The sequence below is a fragment of the Caballeronia sp. LjRoot31 genome, from assembly GCF_964253885.1.
In the GTDB taxonomy this organism is placed as follows: Bacteria; Pseudomonadota; Gammaproteobacteria; order Burkholderiales; family Burkholderiaceae; genus Caballeronia.
Window position 1 is genome coordinate 3,319,694 of sequence record NZ_CAXURX020000001.1, and the last position, 19,157, is coordinate 3,338,850.

The 19,157-nt window shown below is 58.7% G+C and carries 17 protein-coding genes; 2 read left to right on the top strand and 15 right to left on the bottom strand.

Annotation, left to right across the window (positions count from 1 at the left end; translation table 11 throughout):
* Nucleotides 1–20: 20 nt before the first annotated feature.
* The 5 genes from ACSQ8V_RS14635 to ACSQ8V_RS14655 all read right to left on the bottom strand — a co-directional run bounded on the left by ACSQ8V_RS14635 (nucleotide 21) and on the right by ACSQ8V_RS14655 (nucleotide 7,651).
* On the bottom strand, nucleotides 21–2,651 hold the full coding sequence (locus ACSQ8V_RS14635; RefSeq protein ID WP_436206145.1) for a glycosyltransferase family 4 protein: 2,631 nt from the start codon (nucleotides 2,649–2,651) through the stop codon (nucleotides 21–23).
* 54 nt (nucleotides 2,652–2,705) lie between these two features.
* Complete coding sequence (locus ACSQ8V_RS14640) at nucleotides 2,706–4,160, bottom strand: class I SAM-dependent methyltransferase (RefSeq protein WP_436206146.1); 1,455 nt, start codon at nucleotides 4,158–4,160, stop codon at nucleotides 2,706–2,708.
* 7 nt (nucleotides 4,161–4,167) lie between these two features.
* Entirely contained in the window at nucleotides 4,168–5,400 is a 1,233-nt protein-coding gene (locus ACSQ8V_RS14645; protein ID WP_436206147.1) for an ABC transporter ATP-binding protein, read from the bottom strand.
* 280 nt (nucleotides 5,401–5,680) lie between these two features.
* On the bottom strand, nucleotides 5,681–6,715 hold the full coding sequence (gene gmd / locus ACSQ8V_RS14650; RefSeq protein WP_436206148.1) for a GDP-mannose 4,6-dehydratase: 1,035 nt from the start codon (nucleotides 6,713–6,715) through the stop codon (nucleotides 5,681–5,683).
* A 141-nt stretch (nucleotides 6,716–6,856) separates the two neighbouring features.
* A complete protein-coding gene (locus ACSQ8V_RS14655) occupies nucleotides 6,857–7,651 on the bottom strand; it encodes an ABC transporter permease (RefSeq protein WP_436206149.1) in 795 nt (264 codons plus the stop codon).
* A gap of 624 nt (nucleotides 7,652–8,275) precedes the next feature.
* On the opposite strand from ACSQ8V_RS14655, the gene ACSQ8V_RS14660 reads away from it, so the two are divergent.
* Complete coding sequence (locus tag ACSQ8V_RS14660; RefSeq protein WP_436206150.1) at nucleotides 8,276–9,130, top strand: symmetrical bis(5'-nucleosyl)-tetraphosphatase; 855 nt, start codon at nucleotides 8,276–8,278, stop codon at nucleotides 9,128–9,130.
* A gap of 18 nt (nucleotides 9,131–9,148) precedes the next feature.
* On the opposite strand, the gene rfbD is transcribed toward ACSQ8V_RS14660, so the two are convergent.
* The 10 genes from rfbD to ACSQ8V_RS14710 form a co-directional block, all read right to left on the bottom strand.
* The gene (rfbD, locus tag ACSQ8V_RS14665) at nucleotides 9,149–10,054 is read right to left on the bottom strand and encodes a dTDP-4-dehydrorhamnose reductase (protein ID WP_436206151.1); all 906 of its coding nucleotides are present in this window, start codon (nucleotides 10,052–10,054) and stop codon (nucleotides 9,149–9,151) included.
* A gap of 10 nt (nucleotides 10,055–10,064) precedes the next feature.
* Nucleotides 10,065–10,616: a dTDP-4-dehydrorhamnose 3,5-epimerase gene (gene rfbC / locus ACSQ8V_RS14670; RefSeq protein ID WP_436206152.1), complete on the bottom strand. Its 552-nt coding sequence runs from the start codon at nucleotides 10,614–10,616 to the stop codon at nucleotides 10,065–10,067.
* On the bottom strand, nucleotides 10,601–11,494 hold the full coding sequence (gene rfbA, locus ACSQ8V_RS14675) for a glucose-1-phosphate thymidylyltransferase RfbA (protein WP_436206153.1): 894 nt from the start codon (nucleotides 11,492–11,494) through the stop codon (nucleotides 10,601–10,603). Before rfbA ends, rfbC begins: the two co-directional genes overlap by 16 nt.
* A gap of 12 nt (nucleotides 11,495–11,506) precedes the next feature.
* Complete coding sequence (gene rfbB / locus ACSQ8V_RS14680; protein WP_213767040.1) at nucleotides 11,507–12,574, bottom strand: dTDP-glucose 4,6-dehydratase; 1,068 nt, start codon at nucleotides 12,572–12,574, stop codon at nucleotides 11,507–11,509.
* A 304-nt stretch (nucleotides 12,575–12,878) separates the two neighbouring features.
* On the bottom strand, nucleotides 12,879–13,688 hold the full coding sequence (locus ACSQ8V_RS14685; RefSeq protein ID WP_436206154.1) for a lysophospholipid acyltransferase family protein: 810 nt from the start codon (nucleotides 13,686–13,688) through the stop codon (nucleotides 12,879–12,881).
* A 12-nt stretch (nucleotides 13,689–13,700) separates the two neighbouring features.
* Entirely contained in the window at nucleotides 13,701–14,978 is a 1,278-nt protein-coding gene (locus tag ACSQ8V_RS14690) for a dihydroorotase (RefSeq protein ID WP_436206155.1), read from the bottom strand.
* Between the two features lie 4 nt (nucleotides 14,979–14,982).
* Nucleotides 14,983–16,014 carry an aspartate carbamoyltransferase catalytic subunit gene (locus ACSQ8V_RS14695; RefSeq protein ID WP_436206156.1) on the bottom strand — a complete coding sequence of 344 codons (1,032 nt, stop codon included), beginning with the start codon at nucleotides 16,012–16,014 and terminating at the stop codon, nucleotides 14,983–14,985.
* Between the two features lie 74 nt (nucleotides 16,015–16,088).
* Complete coding sequence (gene pyrR / locus ACSQ8V_RS14700) at nucleotides 16,089–16,604, bottom strand: bifunctional pyr operon transcriptional regulator/uracil phosphoribosyltransferase PyrR (protein WP_436206157.1); 516 nt, start codon at nucleotides 16,602–16,604, stop codon at nucleotides 16,089–16,091.
* Between the two features lie 9 nt (nucleotides 16,605–16,613).
* A complete protein-coding gene (ruvX, locus tag ACSQ8V_RS14705; RefSeq protein ID WP_436206158.1) occupies nucleotides 16,614–17,075 on the bottom strand; it encodes a Holliday junction resolvase RuvX in 462 nt (153 codons plus the stop codon).
* Nucleotides 17,072–17,650 carry a YqgE/AlgH family protein gene (locus ACSQ8V_RS14710; protein WP_213767034.1) on the bottom strand — a complete coding sequence of 193 codons (579 nt, stop codon included), beginning with the start codon at nucleotides 17,648–17,650 and terminating at the stop codon, nucleotides 17,072–17,074. The genes ruvX and ACSQ8V_RS14710 overlap by 4 nt, the downstream gene beginning before the upstream one ends.
* Before the next feature lie 29 nt (nucleotides 17,651–17,679).
* On the opposite strand from ACSQ8V_RS14710, the gene ACSQ8V_RS14715 reads away from it, so the two are divergent.
* Nucleotides 17,680–19,131 (top strand): cryptochrome/photolyase family protein, encoded by a 1,452-nt coding sequence (locus ACSQ8V_RS14715; protein WP_436206159.1) that lies wholly within the window; start codon nucleotides 17,680–17,682, stop codon nucleotides 19,129–19,131.
* Nucleotides 19,132–19,157 lie beyond the last annotated feature (26 nt).

Consider the following 19,157-nt stretch of genomic DNA (forward strand, 5'->3'; position numbering starts at 1 on the left):
TGGGTGAATATAGTCGCGTATTAATGGTCCCCGCGGCGAAACGGCGGCGGTTCGCCCTTCACCCGTCGATACCACGCCCCGTCCGCATCGCTCGTATCATCCGTCCCAAGCACCTTCTGCAACTCCTGCGCACTCTGCTTCCACGTTAGCCAAGGCATTGTGGTGGATAGCGGGACCCCTTGTTCCTTCCACAATTCCAGCCAACGTTGAACCGCCGTCGCCAGATCCTGGGGGGTGACACCATCGAAGTAAAACGCATGTTCACCCGCCACCTCCCGGAACACCGGGAGGTCGCGCGCGAGGATCGGCAAACTCTTCTGAGCCGCTTCGATCAATGGCAAGCCAAAACCCTCTCCCTCCGAAGCCGCGAGCAGGCAACTGGACGCTTCGTAGATATGGTCAAGATATTCATCGCTTACGCTTTGCAGCCAAAATAGCTGCTGCCCAAGCTGAGGATTGCGCTGCAGGGACTCGATCAACTTCTCCTGATGCCACCCTGGCTTACCCACAATCACCAAATTCACGCGCACACCGGATTTCCAGAGCAGATCGAACGCAGCGATGGCCTGGGTGTACCCCTTTCGCGGCTCCACCGTGCCGACCATCAACATAGTCGGCTGCGCGCGCAAGCTTGCCAAAACCTGCTCGGAGTCATCCGCCAGCCCACTACTCGGATTGGTGCTGTGAATATCCGCGCCCAAATGAAAATAACCAATATTCAGCTCGGTGAGCCGCGTAGGGACGTGTTGCTCGTAATAAGCGGCAATATCGTCTGCTACCGCTCGCGAAATCCCGATCAGTCCGTCGGACACCACGCCAAGCGTCGTAAGCCACGGGGGAAATACGGTGGCGATGCCCTCGGAAAACCATTCAGGTCGCGTTATTGGCAAGAGATCGTAGACAACGAAGTAAATCTTTACCCCGCGCCGGCGCAATGCTTCGAACCACGGCTGCGCGTGCGGCACGATATCTGCAGCGAGATCGAGGCCCAGGAAAATGTCACCGGCGGACGGATCGACCCAATCGTCGTTCGCCTCACTCCCCTCTTCAGCACCGCCCCCCATAGACCTGGCAAATTCGTCAGCATAGCGATACCTCATCGCCTGGCGATCAACACGCACAGGGCGTACCTTCCAGCCCGTCGGCGCAGACGCGAGCAACTGCATGACTACCGCGCGGGTGACGCGCTGAATACCCGATTTCGCGTCGAAGCCACTGAGGATAGACACGTCCACAAGCAACTGTTTATGGCGGCCCGCTGGTTGGTTGAGCGCAATCGCGGACGCTGCCGCGACCCAATCGGCATCGTCTGATGGCAGGTCGATCGAAACGAGGGACTTGAGCAGTCTCGGATACAACGGATTCCTGAAATTTTGCGCAGGGATGTCCGTCGGCAAAGGCGCTGCTTCCGATTGGCGGCGCCTTGACGATTCCCGTTTATTGACAGCGGTCTCGAACGCAAGCAATGCACGCCGACCGGTTTCATCCCACGAGAATCGCGCCGGATACTCCGCGGCGTGAGCGAGCAGAGACTCACGAAACGCAGCGTCCTCGAGCGCTTTGCACATCATGACGGCCATTTCGTCCAGCGCAAGCGGATCAAACAGCGCATCGGCCTTGCCGATCGCTTCAGGCAAGCTCGTGACATTTGACCCAATTACGGGAGCGCCGCACGCCATTGCCTCCAGCGCTGGCAGACCGAATCCCTCATGCAACGAAGGGAAGACGAACAGTCTCGTCGACTGGTATAAGGCAACAAGGTCGTCGTCCGTAACAAAGCCCGTGATCAACAGATCGTCGTCGGCCAGACCAGCGTTGCGAGCGGTGCTCGCGAATCGCAGCTTGTCCGCATCAGTTGCCTGACATACCAACAGCAACTGGTAGCGGCTGCGTACCTCTGCTGGCATCCGCCCGAACGCCTTAATAAGACCTTCCAGATTTTTGCGCGGCTCCGCAATTCCCGTCGTCATCACGAACGGCCGTGTAAGACCGTGCCGCCTCATCAATGCTTCGGACTTCGCTTCGTCCAGTACGCCGGGTTGAAAATGTTCCCCGACGCCCGATGAAATATTGACGATCCGGTCTTCGGCAATACCCAACTCGCGTGCGGCCTCTTCTCCGGAATAGCCAGAAATCGCCAGCATCAAGTCCACGCGTTTCAGCATCTCCAGCTTTCGATAGAAAAACTCGCGCAAACGCGGGTCGACCAAATGCGTTTCAGGATCGAGATACTGGATCAGGTCGTAGTGAGTGACGGCAACGACAGGAGACGGGTCAAGAAGCTTCACCGTTGTCGTGGAGTTGCTCGTAAAGCCTTCGAACAGGCTGCTGATATGTACGACGTCCGGGCGCAATTCGGAGATTGCATACTCGCGGATCAATTCAGCTGCCGCCGTGCGCCAAGGACGGCCACTCTGAGCCTTCACCGGCCCAGGCAACGACATCACCACCAATTTTTCCGGCGGCAACATGCCCGAAAACTCAAGACGAAGCTCTTCGACGAGGCCGGGAAAAAGATCCGACAACACGATCCAGATGTCATGGTCGCCAGCATTGCGAACGATCGCTTTCGCAAGGGAAAGGCTATAGCGCCCGATTCCACGGAGCCGGCTTGATGACTGGCAGCCCTGCAAGTCCAAAATCACGCGCATGGTTATTTTGATGAATGGTTCAGCGAGCAGATTTCGCGTTAATGGTGGACACGGCTAAACGTCAATATCCGTGTCAGCGCGTGTTTGCAGCAGGTCGTCGTAGACCGTTCGACCGCGTTTGCCAAGCTGGTCTGGCTCTTCGACCACTAACGAGTAGGCTTCTCCAAAGACCAACCCCGCGCTCCCCGCGATCCCTGCAAGTCTCGCGTGCAGCCGGGGAAACCGTGAGAGCACGGTAAGCACGCGATACTTGAGTCGCGGACGTGTTGAAAGCACAGCAGCCGCTCGCACAATCAGGCTGCGCAGACGTGCCCGGGCAAACGCACGGCCAGGAAGACGGGTGAACCGCAGGGCTCCGGCCGCGCGCAGCGGTGCGGTTACGCGCCAACTGCTGCTGGCACGCATTTTTTGCAGTTCTGCCTCGCGAGCGTCCGCTAGTGACCGGAGCCGTTCTATCCGCGTGGTTTCGACGAACAGTGCCTCGTCGGATTTACGCTGCGCTTCTTCGGCGCATTCATAGCTTCTATCGGCAGTTTCGCGTGCCAGATTGGCGGCTTCATGCGCTTTGGCGGATATATCCGCGGCGTTATCAGCGATATGCCGCGCATCTACTGCCGCCTGCTGAGACGCGCTCGCCGCTTCATGCGCCTGCCGCAACGCGAGCTCTGCACGATCCAGCCGCACAATCATCTCGGCAATCGTGGCTTCCGTCTGCTTCGCGCCGCGGTCGAGTGCGACGACATCAACCGGATGTTCAGTGGTCGGTAACGGAACCTGCTCGACCAAGGTCAATGCAATATGCTCGAACGCCGCATCACATCGCTTGAATGCGACGACTGCATAGTCAGGCGCCTGCATCAAGGTATCGTTCAATGCGCCGACCGCATTGTTCAACGCGGTCGCGCCCGGCATGTCCGCGGGCCACAACTCCAGCGGGTTCTGAATAAGGTGGCGATTGACCGGCACTACGAATGCACGTTCGAAGCCCGCATACTCCGCAGCAAATGCGAGCAATGTGGGCGGCAACGGACGTTCGTGCGTCGGGTCGAGATAAAACGTGTTCGCACCGACAGTGAGGTTTGCCGGATTGGGGGTCTCAAGAAGCAGAAAACCATGGTCGTCGAGCGCCGACCTTGCATAGGAAAGCAGATCGAGCATCATGCTGAAATCAATATGCTCGACTACATGAAACGCGCTGATGAAACCCAGTTCGCCCGGTGGCAGATCACGGACAAAAGCGATGGCATCGCCCTGCGAGACGTCCAGGCCGAGCACCCGTGCAGACTCCACGAAATCCGCATTGAGATCGATTCCCGAGACCTGCATGCCGTGGTCTTTCAGGAGTTCGAGCCATTCCGCGCGGCCACAGCCAATGTCCAGGCCAGGTTTCTCAGTTCTTTCGCGCAAAGCATCAATCAACGGAAGATAGACCGATTGACGCTGTTTAATGTCCTCACGCTCGCCGCGAAAACGATCTTCCAGGGCGCGATAAAAGCTGTCGGGAACCATGAGCCTGTTATTTCCCGTTTGAGTATTCGATACTAAGATCCGGCTCGATCCACGCGCAACCGACGAATTCGTTCTTGCTGGTGTTCACGACTTCGAACACCAGAGCCAGGTCCCGCCATTCATAATTCGCACCGACATGAGCCGGTCCGCTGTGAAGGGCGACTGCGACCGAATAGCTGCCAAACCCCAGGTTCGCCGGAAAGGCGAAACTGAATACTGGCTGGTCACCTCGCTGAACGCGCATTAGCGGTTGCTTCAGGTAATGCGAATTGGTCCCGAAGACCGCTTGGCCTAGCCGATCCTTGATGACGTAGCCGACCACCAGTTCCGGCACGGGCACATTCACGCGCACGGATATCTTGAGATTGACAGGTGTCCCCACATCGACGACTTCAACCCGCTGCCCCGCCGAATTGAACAACCCAATTGCTTCGATGACCGCTTCGCCCGTTCCCGACACCGTCTGAGCACGCCCGTCAGCCAGTTCAATCTGACGCACGGTACTGTTGCTTTTTTCTGCGATCAACGCGTTGTAGTAGTCCATCACTGTTTCCGGCGGTCCTTCACGTTCTACGCGCCCCGCGTTGAGCAAGATGGCACGGTCGCAGACAGCCTGAATAGACGACTTGTCGTGAGACACGATCAAAAGCGTGGTGCCCTGCTCCCGGTACTGACGAATCCGGTCAAAACTTTTATGCTGAAAATAGGCGTCGCCGACGGACAACGCTTCGTCGACAATCAGGATGTCGGGACGAACCGCCGTGGCGACGCTAAAGGCGAGCCGCATCTGCATGCCGCTCGAATAAATGCGAACCGGTTTGTCGATGGCGTCGCCGATCTCGGCAAATTCCTCGATCTGACCCATTACACGTTCGATGTCGCCAGCGTTGAGGCCGAGCAACTGGCCCGACATGAACACATTTTGCCGGCCGGTGAAGTCAGGGTGAAAACCCATGCCGAGCTCCAGCATCGCCGCAACCCGCCCATGCATGGTCACCGATCCCACCGTTGGCTGCGTAGTGCCAGTGATCAACTTCAGCAACGTGCTCTTGCCTGCACCGTTCACTCCGATGATCCCCAACGCGTCACCCTGGCGAACATTGAAACTCACATCACGCAAAACCCACTTTACTGTGTGCTTCTCGATCGCTACCGGAGAAACCCACTCCAACAGACGGCCGAACCTGGACTCATATTGCTTGTATGCCTTGCCGAGGTTTTGTACAGAAATACTTCCCATGCCACTCCCACTCGTCCGTCGGGCCGTCCGGGCGCGTTGCCGTGCCCCGTCGGGTAAAAAACAGAATCGCAAGCTGACTGAGTGCCACGCCGCGATGCAGATAGGCGTCCGCCATGCTCGCCGGACCAGCGGGAAATACGCACGCCTCAACGCCGGCCCGACATCCCGAACACCAGGAAAAAGCGCCGATTGACACGCGGGCAACGCCATCAGGCGCCCATAAAACAGCCTGAGTCAAGCACCCGACATTTCACCCGCGAACTCAGCTCAGCGGGACGGACTAAAACGAAAAGCCAACCTTGTTACGGTGTAGATCGGCTTCGACCATCATCTTGCACAGTTGCTCCAGCGTGGTCTTGGGTTCCCAGCCAAGCTTTTCCTTCGCCTTGCCCGGATCACCAATCAGCAACTCCACTTCGGCCGGACGGTGGAATTTCGGATTAACGCTCACGAGCACCTTGCCGTTACCCGCATCGACGCCCTCTTCCTGTTCACCCTGACCGCGCCATGACAAATCGGTCCCCACGGCCTTGAACGCCATAGTCACGAAATCTCGCACGGTTTCAGTACGGTTAGTGGCAAGTACGAAGGTATCCGGCTCGTCCGCTTGCAGCATGCGCCACATGCCTTCAACGTATTCCTTCGCAAAACCCCAGTCGCGTTTTGCGTCCAGGTTGCCGAGCTCCAGGCGACCGAGCTTGCCCAGTGCAATCTTCGCGACGGAATCCGTGATCTTGCGGGTGACGAACTCACGGCCGCGCAATGGAGATTCGTGATTGAACAGGATGCCGCTCGAACCGAAGATGTTATAGGACTCGCGGTAGTTGATCGTGATCCAGTGTGCGTACAGCTTCGCGACGCCATACGGGCTGCGCGGGTAGAACGGCGTATCTTCCTTCTGCGGAATAGCCTGCACTTTCCCGAACATTTCCGACGTTGACGCCTGATAGAAGCGAATAGCCGGGTCGACAATGCGGATTGCTTCCAGAACGTGAAGTGCACCCACGCCCGTAATTTCAACCGTGGTCACGGGTTGCTCGAATGACACGCCCACAAAGCTTTGTGCGGCCAGGTTGTACACCTCGCGAGGTTTGACCTTTTCGAGCAGACGAATGGTCGCGCCCAAGTCGGTCAAATCGTGTTCTACGAGATGTAACTTTGGATGCTCGAGCAAACCGAGTTCTTCCATCCGCCAGAAATTAACGGAACTAGTCCGCCGATAGGTGCCGTAGACATCGTAGCCATGCTCAAGCAAGAGCTGAGTAAGGTATGCCCCGTCTTGGCCAGTAACGCCAGTGACAACTGCGCTCGTCAATTCAATCTCCTTAGGAGGTTCGCTTGCGCGATCAGATTACGGATAGACAACAAATTCCCTAGTGTCCGAATTATATCTGACGCTTATTGCCTCAAAATCAGGGCGCATCGCCCCAAAATGTCATAAAAAAGTGGACAAAACTTAAAGTTCGTCGACCATTTCAGCCGAGTGGCGCCTGAAAAGATACAGGCCCAGCGCACAGAGCAAGATTCCGACCACGACCACCGGTGCAAGGCTTATCCAGTCCGGCCACTTACGGTCGACCAAAATAGTCTGATAGCCGAGAATTAGCCGGGCCATCGGATTGACCTTTATCAATGGCTTGACTGCCGCAGGAAGAATGCGCCAGGGGTATACGATCGGCGTGAACCAAAACCAGAACTGCATGAAGATGGTCATGAACTGGCCGACATCGCGAAAAAATACATTCAGAACGCCCAGAGTCATCCCAAGCCCGATGCTGAAGAGGATCTGAATCAGCAGCAGGGGAATCAAACCCAGGAACGGCAGCCCTGGAAAATTGCCCGTTACCAACAAGAAAATGGTGAACAGCGAGAAGATAATCGCGAAGTTCATCAATGCGGACATTGTCACGATCACCGGCAGAGCAATGCGCGGAAAGCTCAGCTTTTTCATCAAGTTGGCGTTGTCGATGAACACGCCCTGCGACCGCGACACGATCTCGGCAAACAAGCCCCACGTCAGCGTACCCGCGCACAAATAGATGCTGTATCCGAACGTGCTTTCCACACCCGGCATGCGTGAACGCATGACCTCGGCAAAAATCACCGTGTACACGACAATCATCGCGAGGGGTTGCAGAATGAGCCACAAGGCCCCCAGCATGCTGGTTCGGTAACGCGTCTGGAACTCACGCTTGACGCTGCCAAAGACGAATCCTCGGTACCGGATCAGGGCACCCAACAATGCACTCAAGTCATATCCTCAGGAAATTAGGCCGCTACGCTGCAATAGCGCCAGCCGGGTCGGAGACAAATCTCGCGCTGGCCTGTCGATACCCGCCCATCCCAAACGGGACGTGACCGTCACGACGCGGACAACCTCGTATTGTCTGCTATCGAATGCTTTTGAGGCAACATTCGAACCAGGCACTGGATTCGGCGAATGGTGGATTATAAATGCGTGCTACGCGGGCCCAAAGCGCGCTGACAACCTGATACAAAGGAAAGAAAACAGAAGTTTCTTGCGTTTTTATTACGAAAAAATTAGCTTACTGAAACTTTCGTTTGCGGTGACGCCCACCGCATTCCGCGATACCAAAGAATCCAGGAACCAGGCAGGACTGCGCCAGAATTGCCCGCGCTCCAAACCCCACCAAGCCATGAACCGCCTCGGTTATCATGTTGTGTTGATTTGAGTGGTTTGAGCGGCCATCGTCCAAGCCCACGCAAACCCGCCGAAGCCCGGCAGAGCATCTCCAGACGGCCCTCGCAAGGCAGCATGCTACTTAAGTAAAGTAAGCAAAGCGCCCTGCCCATTGGTTCGTTCACGCGCCGCGCCCGTGCCGGCAATAGATTCCATTCTTCGCACCGTTCCCACATGGCATCTCTATTCCCGCAACGCCCCGTTCCCCTCGCTTTCGGCGACATCCAGGGTTGCCACGAAGCATTCCAGCGCCTCCTGGCCAAAGCCGCGCCGAGCGCCGCCACGCCACTGTGGTTCGCCGGCGACATCATCAATCGCGGCCCCGAATCGCTCGCCACGCTGCGTGACCTGATCGCCCTCGGCGACCGCGCCGTCGCCGTCCTCGGCAATCATGACCTGCACCTGCTGTCTGTATCGGCGGGGATCCGGAAGTCGAAAAAAGGCGACACCATCGACGAAATCCTGACTGCCCCCGACGCCGCGGATCTCCTCGACTGGGTCCGGCATCGCCCGATCGCGCATTTCGATCACGGCATGCTGATGGTTCATGCGGGCGTCCTGCCGCAATGGGACGTCGCGCTGACACTCGAACTCGCCGATGAATTCCAGCGCGCTCTACGCGCGCCCAACTGGAAGGAAACGCTCGCGAGCCTCTACGGCAACGAGCCGACCCGCTGGAAACCCAAGCTCAAGGGCAGCGACCGGCTGCGCGTGGTCTGCAACGCGCTGACGCGCCTGCGCTTCTGCTCCGCCGAAGGCGACATGGACTTCTCGTCCAGCGGCGGCGTGGACTCCGCGCCCCCGGGCTTCATGCCCTGGTTCGACGTGCCGTCGCGCGGAACAGCGGACGTGACCGTCGTGTTCGGCCATTGGGCTGCGCTCGGCCTCATCATCCGCGATAACGTCATCGGCCTCGATTCAGGCTGCGTGTGGGGCGAAGAGCTGACGGCAGTGCGATTGGCAAGCGACCCGGCCGAACGCACGGTGACCCAGGTGGAATGCTCGAACTGCCGCGCGGTTATCGACTAAATGTCCTGCACGGGGGATTTACAACAAATCCGCCATGCAGAGCTCCAGCGCCTGGCGCCAGTCAGGCGCCGTCAGTCCGAAAGTCGCGAACAGCTTGTGGTTCGATAGCCGGGAGTTCTTCGGCCGGACCGCAGCGGTCGTAGAACCCGGGTAGGCAGCCGTGGAGATTGCCTTGACCACCGGCTTGTTCGCAAGCGTCGATGTGTCGAAGATGGCCTGAGCGAAGCCACACCACGAGGTCGCACCAGAAGCCGTCAGGTGGTAAATGCCCGAGCGTCGCAGCCACTCGTCTCGATCCTGGACAAGAAGCTGGGACAACGCATTGGACGTCATCGCTGCAATGGTCCTGGACCATGTCGGCGCGCCTATCTGGTCGTCCACCACGCTCAACTCCTCCCGTTGCGCACCAAGCCGCAACATCGTCCGGAGAAAGTTCTTTCCCCGCGAGCCATATACCCAGCTGGTCCGCAAGATCAGATGCGCGCAACCCGACGCCGCAATCGCCTGCTCGCCCGCCGTCTTGCTCTTGCCATAGACGTTCAGCGGATTCACGGCGTCATCTTCCTCGTACGGACCGTCCTTCGTGCCATCGAAGACATAGTCAGTCGAGTAGTGAACGAGCAACGCGCCAAGACGCTTTGCCTCCTGAGCCAGAATATCCGGTGCTTCGGCATTGAGACGCATCGCGGCAGCCGCATCGCCTTCGGCTGCATCCACGGCCGTATAAGCTGCCGCGTTGACGATCAACGCAGGCGACAGGTCGCGCACGATCAGTCGAATCTGTTCGGAATCCGCAAGATCAAGGCCGTTATGATCCAACGCCACCACTTGCCCCAAACCCTGCAGACTGCGCGCCAGTTCGAAACCAACCTGACCGTTGGCGCCAGTCAGCAAAATCAGTTGCCGCTCGTGTCCGGTGGTCATCTACAGGCTCTCACGTAAAGTGCTGCGCATCGGCCAGCCGCACGGCCGCCGCATCTTTCGCCGCCAGCAACGGTTCGAAATCGATCGGCCACTCAATCCCAATTTCCGGATCGTTCCAGATGATGCTGCGTTCGTGCGCCGGGTACCAGTAGTCCGTCGTCTTGTAGAGAAACTGCGCCGACTCCGATAACACTACAAACCCATGCGCAAAACCCGGTGGCACCCACAATTGCCGATGGTTCTCCTCCGACAAATGCACACCCACCCACTTGCCAAAATTCGGCGAGCTCTTGCGGATATCGACGGCCACATCGAATACTTCGCCTTCCACCACGCGCACGAGTTTGCCCTGTGCGTGCTCGATCTGATAATGCAAGCCACGCAACACACCCTTGGCCGAGCGGGAATGGTTGTCCTGCACGAACTGAACGTCCACTCCTACCTGGTCCGAGAACTCGCGGCCGTTAAAGCTTTCGTAGAAGTAGCCGCGGGCATCGCCGAACACTTTCGGTTCGATGATCCTGACTTCGGGCAGCGCGGTGGCGGTTACGTGGATGGCCATGCGACTTGATCGTTTGATAGGTTGAGCAGGTACTGTCCATACGCGTTCTTCGCGAGCGGCCTGGCGAGCCTGAGCAACTGCTCGTCATCAATCCACGCTCGACGATAGGCAATTTCCTCCGGGCACGCTACCACGAGGCCCTGCCGTTTTTGTAGCGTCGCTATGAACGTGGCCGCTTCAATGAGCGAATCGTGCGTCCCGGTGTCGAGCCATGCAAAACCACGCCCCATGATCTCGACGGTCAGTTTCTCCTGCTCAAGATAGCGGGAATTCACGTCAGTGATTTCGAGTTCGCCGCGCAGTGACGGCTTGATATCGGCAGCGATGTCGCAGACCTGGTTGTCGTAGAAATAGAGTCCGGTAACCGCGTAGTTCGAACGCGGCTTCAAGGGCTTTTCTTCTATCGATAACGCACGAAACTGCTTGTCGAACTCCACTACGCCATAACGCTCGGGATCCTGGACGTGATAGGCAAATACGGTCGCGCAATCGCTACGAGCATCGGCGCGCTCGAGTTGCTTCACGAGATCGTGGCCATAAAAGATGTTGTCGCCAAGGATCAGTGCCGACGGATCGTCGCCGATGAATTCCTTGCCGATAATGAACGCCTGCGCCAATCCATCCGGCGATGGCTGCACTTCGTAGCGAATATTCATGCCCCACTGGGTTCCGTCACCGAGCATCGTCTCGAATCGCGGCGTGTCTTGCGGCGTGGAGATGATCAACACGTCACGAATACCCCCGATCATCAGCGTGGATAGCGGGTAATAGATCATCGGCTTGTCGTACACAGGCAACAGTTGCTTTGAGACGACATGCGTGATCGGATAAAGCCGTGTTCCGGAACCGCCGGCGAGAATGATGCCCTTACGTGCCATGGTCGATTCCTGTCAGTTATGCGCACGCTGCGCGTAGTTCGTTTCGACCCACTTCAGGTACTCGCCGGAAGCTACTTCGTCGGACCATTCCTGGTTGTCGAGATACCACCGGACGGTCTTTTCCAAGCCGGTTTCGAAAGTCTCCGCCGGCTTCCATCCAAGCTCGCGTTCAAGCTTGCGCGCGTCGATCGCATAACGCCGGTCATGCCCTGGCCGGTCTGTCACATACGTGATCTGATCACGGTAAGAGCCGTTCAATTTCGGCTTGAAGCGGTCAAGCAAGTCGCAGAGCGTATGGACCACTTCAAGGTTCTTCTTCTCGTTCCAACCGCCGACGTTGTAGGTCTCTCCCGGTTTTCCGCGTGCAAGCACTTCGCGAATCGCGCTGCAATGGTCGCCAACGTAGAGCCAGTCGCGCACATTCTGACCGTCCCCATACACAGGCAGCGGCTTGCCGGCTGTCGCGTTGGCGATCATCAGCGGAATGAGTTTTTCCGGGAATTGATACGGCCCGTAGTTATTCGAGCAGTTGGTCGTGAGGACCGGCAGACCATACGTGTGGTGATACGCGCGGACCAGATGATCCGAAGCCGCCTTCGTGGCGGAATAAGGGCTGTTCGGCGCGTAAGGCGTGGTCTCGGAGAACTGGGGATCAGTTGCGGAGAGCGATCCGAACACCTCATCCGTCGAAACATGCAGAAAGCGGAACGCGGTCTTTTCCGCTTCGGGCAAAGATGTCCAATAAGCGCGAGTTGCTTCCAGCAACGTGAACGTCCCCACCACATTGGTCTGCACGAAATCCGCCGGCCCGTGGATCGAACGATCGACGTGGCTCTCAGCGGCAAAATGCAGGATAGCGCGTGGCTTGTGTTCGGCGATCAACGCGTCCATTGCGGAGCGATCGCAAATGTTTGCGCGGACGAATACATGCCGGGCGTTGTCTTGTTGCGACTTGAGCGTACCGAGATTGCCTGCGTACGTCAGCGCGTCGACGTTCAGCACCGCTTCTTTGGATGCGTGCAGCCAATCAAGCACGAAGTTAGCGCCGATAAAACCCGCACCGCCAGTCACTAGAATCATGTAATTTCTGCGCGAAAAAAGTTGATTGGCAGGTTCTATCACCCCAAACATCGAAACGTAGGTCGGAGAAACGCATGCGCACTAGGACATTCAGCAAGCTGCCTTAAGCCATCACGAAGATATCACAGGCGCCCCCCCCAATGTCCACCTGCCACTCACGTGCTTTTCGGCCAAAAGGCAGACTGGATCGCTTCGTGATTCCTGGCACGTCAGTCGGCGCATAGCTGCAACGCGACGTGCACCTGTCGTTAAAACCGGAGCGATGCAACGCTGACGCGCTTGCGCGTTTGCTCCGCCGAAACGCTCAATGCCGCGGCGTCACCGCTTCAAACTCGGCAACCGCCCCAGCGTCGTCGCTAACAACCGCGACCGGTGCCCCCAGCCCCGCCTGCATCCGCCGCAACGCCACCTCCACCGCCGCCTGCGCCTCTTTCGCCAGCACGCGCCGGTCGGCACCCGGCTCGATTGCATCGCAGACGTAAAGATGCGCTGTCAGCGGCGTATCGCGGAGCATCGCGTTCAGCGTGAACGCCAGCGTCAGGTCATCGATATAAGCCGGCGCGGCCGACTGCCGTCCGTTCGCATCTTCATACATCAGGCAGATCGGTTGCACCGGACGAGACGCCGACACAGCCGCCTGAAACAAGTTGGAGTGAAACGGCAGCAAGTCCGTGCCAGACGACGTCGTCCCTTCCGGAAACACGCACATCAGTTCGCCCCGCGCGAGCCGTTCCGACAGCTCATGCATGATGCGTTTCGCATCGCTACGTTTTTCGCGTTGAAGGAAGATCGTGTCGAGCTGCTGCGCAAGCCAGCCGACCAGCGGCCATTGGCGAACCTCAGCCTTCGATACAAACGGCGTCGGCCGCCACGCGTTGACCACATAGATATCGATCCAGGACACGTGGTTGCCGACCACGAGCGCGCCGCTATCGAGCCGCGCGTGATCGTTATGCACGACAAGCTTCATCCCGCATCGACGCAACATTTCAACCGACCAGAGGCGATTCAGCTCCATGCGCACCTGCGGCGTCGCGTTCGGGAAACGCGTGGCCACCGTCCACATGCCATGAAGCAGATGCCCAAAAATCCGTACTTTGCGGAAAGCGAACATGGTCAGGACCGGTCAGCGCGCTTCATAGGCAATATGCCCCGACACCAGCGTCATGAGCACACGCGCCGGCAATTCATAACCGAGGAACGGTGAGTTGTGCCCCTGGCTCTTGAGGTTGGCGGGCTCGACGAGCCATTCGGCGGCGGGATCGAAGAGACAAAGATCGGCTGATTCGCCCACGGCAATACGCCCGGCGCTCAGCTTGAGCACGCCGGCCGGCGCAGTCGTGATACGCGTGAGCGCTTTCGCCAGCGGTACGCGCGCCTCACGCGCCCATTTCACCGTCAGCGACAGCAGCAGTTCCAGCCCGGTCGCGCCCGGCGTGGCTTCGGCGAAGGGCAGCAGCTTTTCGTCATCGTCGAGCGGGGTGTGATCTGAGCAGATTGCATCGATAGTGCCATCGGCCAGCCCCGCGCGAATCGCGTCGCGGTCACGCTGCGAGCGCAACGGCGGATCGAGACGGAATTGCGAGTTGAAATAACCGATATCCATATCGGTCAGATGCACGTGGTTGATGGTCACGTCGCAGGTCACGGGCAAGCCCTCGGCCTTCGCCTCGCGCACGAGCGCAACACCCGCCGCTGACGACAAATGCGACAAATGCACCCGCGCGCCCGACACCCGCACCAATTCGAAAATAGTATGCAATGCGATGGTTTCTGCCGACACCGGCACGCCCGACAAGCCGAGGCGCGAAGCCACCGCGCCACTCGCCGCCACGCCACCACTCGCCATATAGGAGTCTTGCGGGCGCAGCCACACGGCGTACCCGTACGTGGTCGCATATTGCAGCGCGCGCAGGAGCGTGCGTGTATTGACAATCGGTGTATCCGCTTGCGAAAAGCCAATGCAACCTGACTCGGTCAACTCGACCATTTCAGTGATCGCCTCGCCCTTCAGTCCCACGGTCAACGCGCCGAGCGGATACACGTGCGCCTGATGCAGCTTCTGCGCGCGGAACTTGAGCATTTCGACAAGCCCGGGTTCATCGAGAACGGGATCGGTATCGGGCGGACAGACGAGACTGGTCACGCCACCTGCGGCTGCAGCCGCCATTTCGGACTCGAGCGTGGCCTTGTGTTCAAAACCCGGCTCGCGCAACCGCGCGCTCAAGTCGACAAAACCCGGCGCGAGGGCCAAGCCTTTTGCATCGATCACCCGCGCCGCGTGGAAATCGGTGGGAGCGTCGCCAATGGCCACGATCTTCCCCGCTTCGATAAACACATCGGCCTGGGTTTCGGTGCCCGCAGCCGGGTCGATGAGCGTGCCGCCCTGAATATGGATCTTCATGGTGTTAGTCGTTATTTCCCGCAACGATGCCCATTACCGCCATCCGCACGGCAATTCCGAATGTGACCTGGTTGAGGATCACCGATTGCGGGCCGTCGGCCACTTGCGAATCGATTTCCACGCCGCGATTCATCGGTCCGGGATGCATCACGATAGCGTCGGGCGCAGCCAGCGCGAGACGTTCCGGCGTGAGTCCCCAGGACTTGAAATACTCTTGCGCCGAGGGCAGCAACGCACCGCTCATGCGTTCGTTCTGCAAGCGCAGCATGATGATTACATCGACGCCCTTCAAGCCTTCGTCGAGGTTGTGATACACGTGCACGCCCATCTCGTTGAGATTGCTCGGCAGCAAGGTTCGCGGACCGATTGCGCGCACTTCCGGCACGCCGAGCGTGGTCAGCGCGTGGATATCCGAACGGGCCACGCGCGAATGCAAAATGTCGCCGACTATCGCCACACGCAGATTCCTGAAATCTTTCTTGTAATGGCGGATGGTGTACATGTCGAGCAAACCCTGCGTCGGGTGTGCATGACGTCCATCGCCGGCATTGATCACGTGCACGTGCGGCGCGCAATGCTCGGCAATCAGATACGGCGCACCGCTCGACGCATGACGCACGACGAACATGTCCGCGTGCATGGCCGAGAGGTTGTTGATGGTGTCGAGCAGCGACTCACCCTTGCTGGTGGACGATGCATTGATATTCAGGTTCAGCACGTCCGCCGAGAGTCGCTTCGCAGCGATCTCGAACGTGGTCCGGGTGCGCGTGGAATTCTCAAAGAACAGGTTGAAGACTGACTTGCCGCGCAGCAGCGGCACTTTCTTGATCTCGCGATCCGTCACGCTGACGAACTGTTCGGCGGTATCGAGAATGTGCGTAACGATCGCGCGCGGAAGTCCTTCTATGGTGAGCAGATGCTTGAGTTCGCCGTTCTTCGTGAGCTGCGGATTGCCTTTGAGAAAACCATAGCGCGAAGACGCCGGTTTTCTGTCCGGCTCGCGGCTTTCGGCAGAACCCTGGGTGGCCGTGTTCATGTCGATCCTGGTGGTGCGGTGTTTTTTGTCAGGGGAGAGGTGGCGCTGCTGTTTATTCGTGTCCGTACGCGTTTTTAGTCCGTGCGCGCTTCAGTCGTGAACGCCAGCGTGCCGTCATCGCGCTGCGTGAGCACGAGATTGGCGTTCGCGGGTACATCGACTACGCCGCCGGTGAAACGCGCTGCCATGGGCAACTCGCGGCCGCCGCGATCGGCTAGCACAGCGAGTTCCACGGAAGCCGGACGGCCGAAATCATAAAGCTCGTTGACGGCTGCGCGCACGGTCCGGCCCGTCGAGAGCACGTCGTCGACCAGCAGGATTTGTTGATTGTCGACTTCGAACGGCAGCGACGTCGGGCTGGCCTGGCTGTGCAGGCCCTTCTTTGCGTAATCGTCGCGATGCAACGACACGTTCACCACGCCGAATCCGGCCACGTTCAGGTCTTTGGCGAGCCGTTCGACGAGCCACACGCCGCCGCTGTAAATACCCGCGAGCACCGGAGCGCCAGCTTGCGTCAGCGATTCACCATAAGCCGCGCGGATCTGCCCAAGCAACTCGCGATACAGCGCCTCGGCATTAATAGAAGTCATGCTGGGAACTCATGATTTGTCGTCAAGTCCGTCTAGATACTGTTGGAGGATGACCCGCGCGGCTTCGGCGTCGATATCGTCGTAACGGCCCTTCGCATTCATCTTCACGCCGTTGCGCTTCATTTCGGCCTTCGCTTCCACCGATGAATACCGCTCGTCCACCCAGCTCACGGGCACGCTGAAACGGCCATTCAGCTGATTGCCGAAACGCGTGGCCAATTGCGTCATTTCGTGCGGCGTGCCGTCGGGGTGCATCGGCAGGCCGACTATCACGGTCATGGGTTTCCACTCGGCAATTAATTGACCGGCTACTTCGAAACGATATTCGCGGCTGCGGTTTTCAAACACCGTCAGCGCCCGGGCGTGCCCGGTCAACGTATTGCCGACCGCGACGCCAATGCGTTTCTCGCCGTAATCGAAGGCTAGCAGCGTGGCTTCGGTGCGCGCGTCAGTGCGGGTGTCACCCGTCATGCGTGGCCCGCTTCGCCCGACAGCATGGAAAGCGACACGCCGAGCAACGACAACGCCGCTTGCAGCTTGTCCTCGGCGGGTACGTCGAAGACGATGCGCGGATCGGCTTCCACCGTCAGCCAGCCGTTCTTGGCGATTTCTTCTTCCAGTTGCCCCGCGCCCCAGCCGGCATGGCCGAGCGTGAGCAGGAAACGTGCAGGCCCTTTGCCGCTCGCGACCGCTTCGAGCACGTCTTTCGACGTGGTCATGGCGAGACCGCCAGGGACGCTCATGGACGAGGTGTAGACGTCGCCGTCGGCCGGATCGTGCAGCACGAAGCCGCGCTCGGTCTGCACCGGTCCGCCGAAATAAACGGGCAGATGCACGAGCGGCTCGATCTCGAGTTTCAGGTCGATGCGATTGAAAAGCGATTGGAGGTCGATGTCAGTCGGCCGGTTGATCACCAGGCCGAGCGCACCGCGCTCGCTGTGATCGCAAAGGTAGACTACAGTCCCCGAGAACGTAGGATCAGCCATGTTTGGCATGGCGATCAGGAACTGATTGGTCAAATTGATGCGATCGGAAGTGTTGGACATAATTCGAATTTTAGCAAAGGCGCTGCTTGATGGCCGACTTTGATCTGGGGCTAGTCTGGTTTCGACGAGACCTGCGCGTAGCAGACCATGCTGCACTCTATCACGCACTAACACGCTGTCGCCGGGTGCTGTGCGCCTTCGTTTTCGACAGCGAAATTCTCTCTCCTTTGCCTCAAAACGATCGTCGCGTGCCGTTTATTCATGCCAGCCTGATCGAACTCGATAAAACCCTGCGCAACGCGGGCGGCGCACTGATGGTGCGGCACGGTCTACCGTCGCACGAGATTCCCGTGCTCGCCCGCGACTGCGGCGTTGACGCGGTGTTCACGAATCGCGACTACGAGCCGTCTGCGAAGGCGCGGGACGAGGATATCGGGGGGAAACTGGCCAGCGTAGACGTGGCGTTTTTCACGTTCAAGGACCAGGTTATCTTTCATGAGAATGACGTGCTCACGGGTGCGGGCAAGCCCTACACCGTGTTTACGCCCTATAAGCGCAACTGGCTCGCGTCACTGACGCCCGATGCGTTGAAGCCGTATGCGTCGGAAGAAAACCTCGCTGCTTTGGTGCGGCCGCCGGCTGGCGTGAAGCACGGGATTCCGTCGCTGGAATCGCTCGGTTTCAGCGCCGCGCACGCGCCCGCGTTGCCGGCCGGATCGAGCGGCGCGTACCAGCTCTTCGATGACTTCCTCGACCGCATGGTCGATTACGACCGGACACGCGACTTTCCGTCGGTCAAAGGTCCGAGTTATCTCAGCGTGCATCTGCGACACGGCACTATCTCGATTCGCGCGTTGGCCCGTACCGCACACAACGCTCAGCGTCACGGCAATCAGGGCGCGCAAACGTGGCTGTCAGAATTGATCTGGCGCGAGTTTTATTTCTCGGTGCTGCACCATTTTCCGTATGTTGGCGTGCCGAGCGACCACAAGGCGTTCAGGCCGGAATACGACCGTATCGAGTGGGAAACGGGAGACGCCGCCGATGCCAATTTCGCCGCGTGGTGCGAAGGCCGGACGGGTTATCCGCTAGTCGATGCCGCCATGCGCCAGATGAATCAGTCGGGTTATATGCATAACCGGCTGCGGATGGTCGTGGCGAGTTTTCTCACAAAAGACCTCGGGCTTGACTGGCGGCGCGGGGAGCGGTATTTCGAATCGATGCTGAACGACTTCGAGCTGTCATCGAATAATGGCGGGTGGCAGTGGGCGTCTTCCAGCGGTTGCGACGCGCAGCCGTATTTCCGCATTTTCAATCCGGTCACGCAGTCGGAGAAATTCGATACCCACGGCAAGTTCATTCGTCATTACGTGCCAGAACTTGCCGCGTTGTCGGATAAAGACATCCACGCGCCATGGAAAGCGAAACCGGATGCGTTGAAGGTCGCGAAGATTTCGCTGGGCGCTGAATACCCCATGCCGGTCGTCGATCACGATACGGCACGCAAAATCACACTGGCGCGATACGCCGCGGTCAAGTAGCGCAATTTACGCGCGGGTTCTGCGGC

Bases quoted from the DNA above. Each gene is read 5' to 3' on its own strand.
- ACSQ8V_RS14710 (WP_213767034.1), bottom strand. From the start codon at position 17,650: ATGTCCAACACTTCCGATCGCATCAATTTGACCAATCAGTTCCTGATC.
- ruvX (WP_436206158.1), bottom strand. From the start codon at position 17,075: ATGACGGGTGACACCCGCACTGACGCGCGCACCGAAGCCACGCTGCTA.
- ACSQ8V_RS14695 (WP_436206156.1), bottom strand. From the start codon at position 16,014: ATGAACACGGCCACCCAGGGTTCTGCCGAAAGCCGCGAGCCGGACAGA.
- ACSQ8V_RS14685 (WP_436206154.1), bottom strand. From the start codon at position 13,688: ATGTTCGCTTTCCGCAAAGTACGGATTTTTGGGCATCTGCTTCATGGC.
- ACSQ8V_RS14645 (WP_436206147.1), bottom strand. From the start codon at position 5,400: ATGGGAAGTATTTCTGTACAAAACCTCGGCAAGGCATACAAGCAATAT.
- rfbA (WP_436206153.1), bottom strand. From the start codon at position 11,494: ATGGCACGTAAGGGCATCATTCTCGCCGGCGGTTCCGGAACACGGCTT.
- ACSQ8V_RS14690 (WP_436206155.1), bottom strand. From the start codon at position 14,978: ATGAAGATCCATATTCAGGGCGGCACGCTCATCGACCCGGCTGCGGGC.
- ACSQ8V_RS14715 (WP_436206159.1), top strand. From the start codon at position 17,680: ATGGCCGACTTTGATCTGGGGCTAGTCTGGTTTCGACGAGACCTGCGC.
- ACSQ8V_RS14660 (WP_436206150.1), top strand. From the start codon at position 8,276: ATGGCATCTCTATTCCCGCAACGCCCCGTTCCCCTCGCTTTCGGCGAC.
- rfbD (WP_436206151.1), bottom strand. From the start codon at position 10,054: ATGACCACCGGACACGAGCGGCAACTGATTTTGCTGACTGGCGCCAAC.
- pyrR (WP_436206157.1), bottom strand. From the start codon at position 16,604: ATGACTTCTATTAATGCCGAGGCGCTGTATCGCGAGTTGCTTGGGCAG.
- ACSQ8V_RS14640 (WP_436206146.1), bottom strand. From the start codon at position 4,160: ATGGTTCCCGACAGCTTTTATCGCGCCCTGGAAGATCGTTTTCGCGGC.
- rfbB (WP_213767040.1), bottom strand. From the start codon at position 12,574: ATGATTCTAGTGACTGGCGGTGCGGGTTTTATCGGCGCTAACTTCGTG.
- ACSQ8V_RS14635 (WP_436206145.1), bottom strand. From the start codon at position 2,651: ATGCGCGTGATTTTGGACTTGCAGGGCTGCCAGTCATCAAGCCGGCTC.
- rfbC (WP_436206152.1), bottom strand. From the start codon at position 10,616: ATGGCCATCCACGTAACCGCCACCGCGCTGCCCGAAGTCAGGATCATC.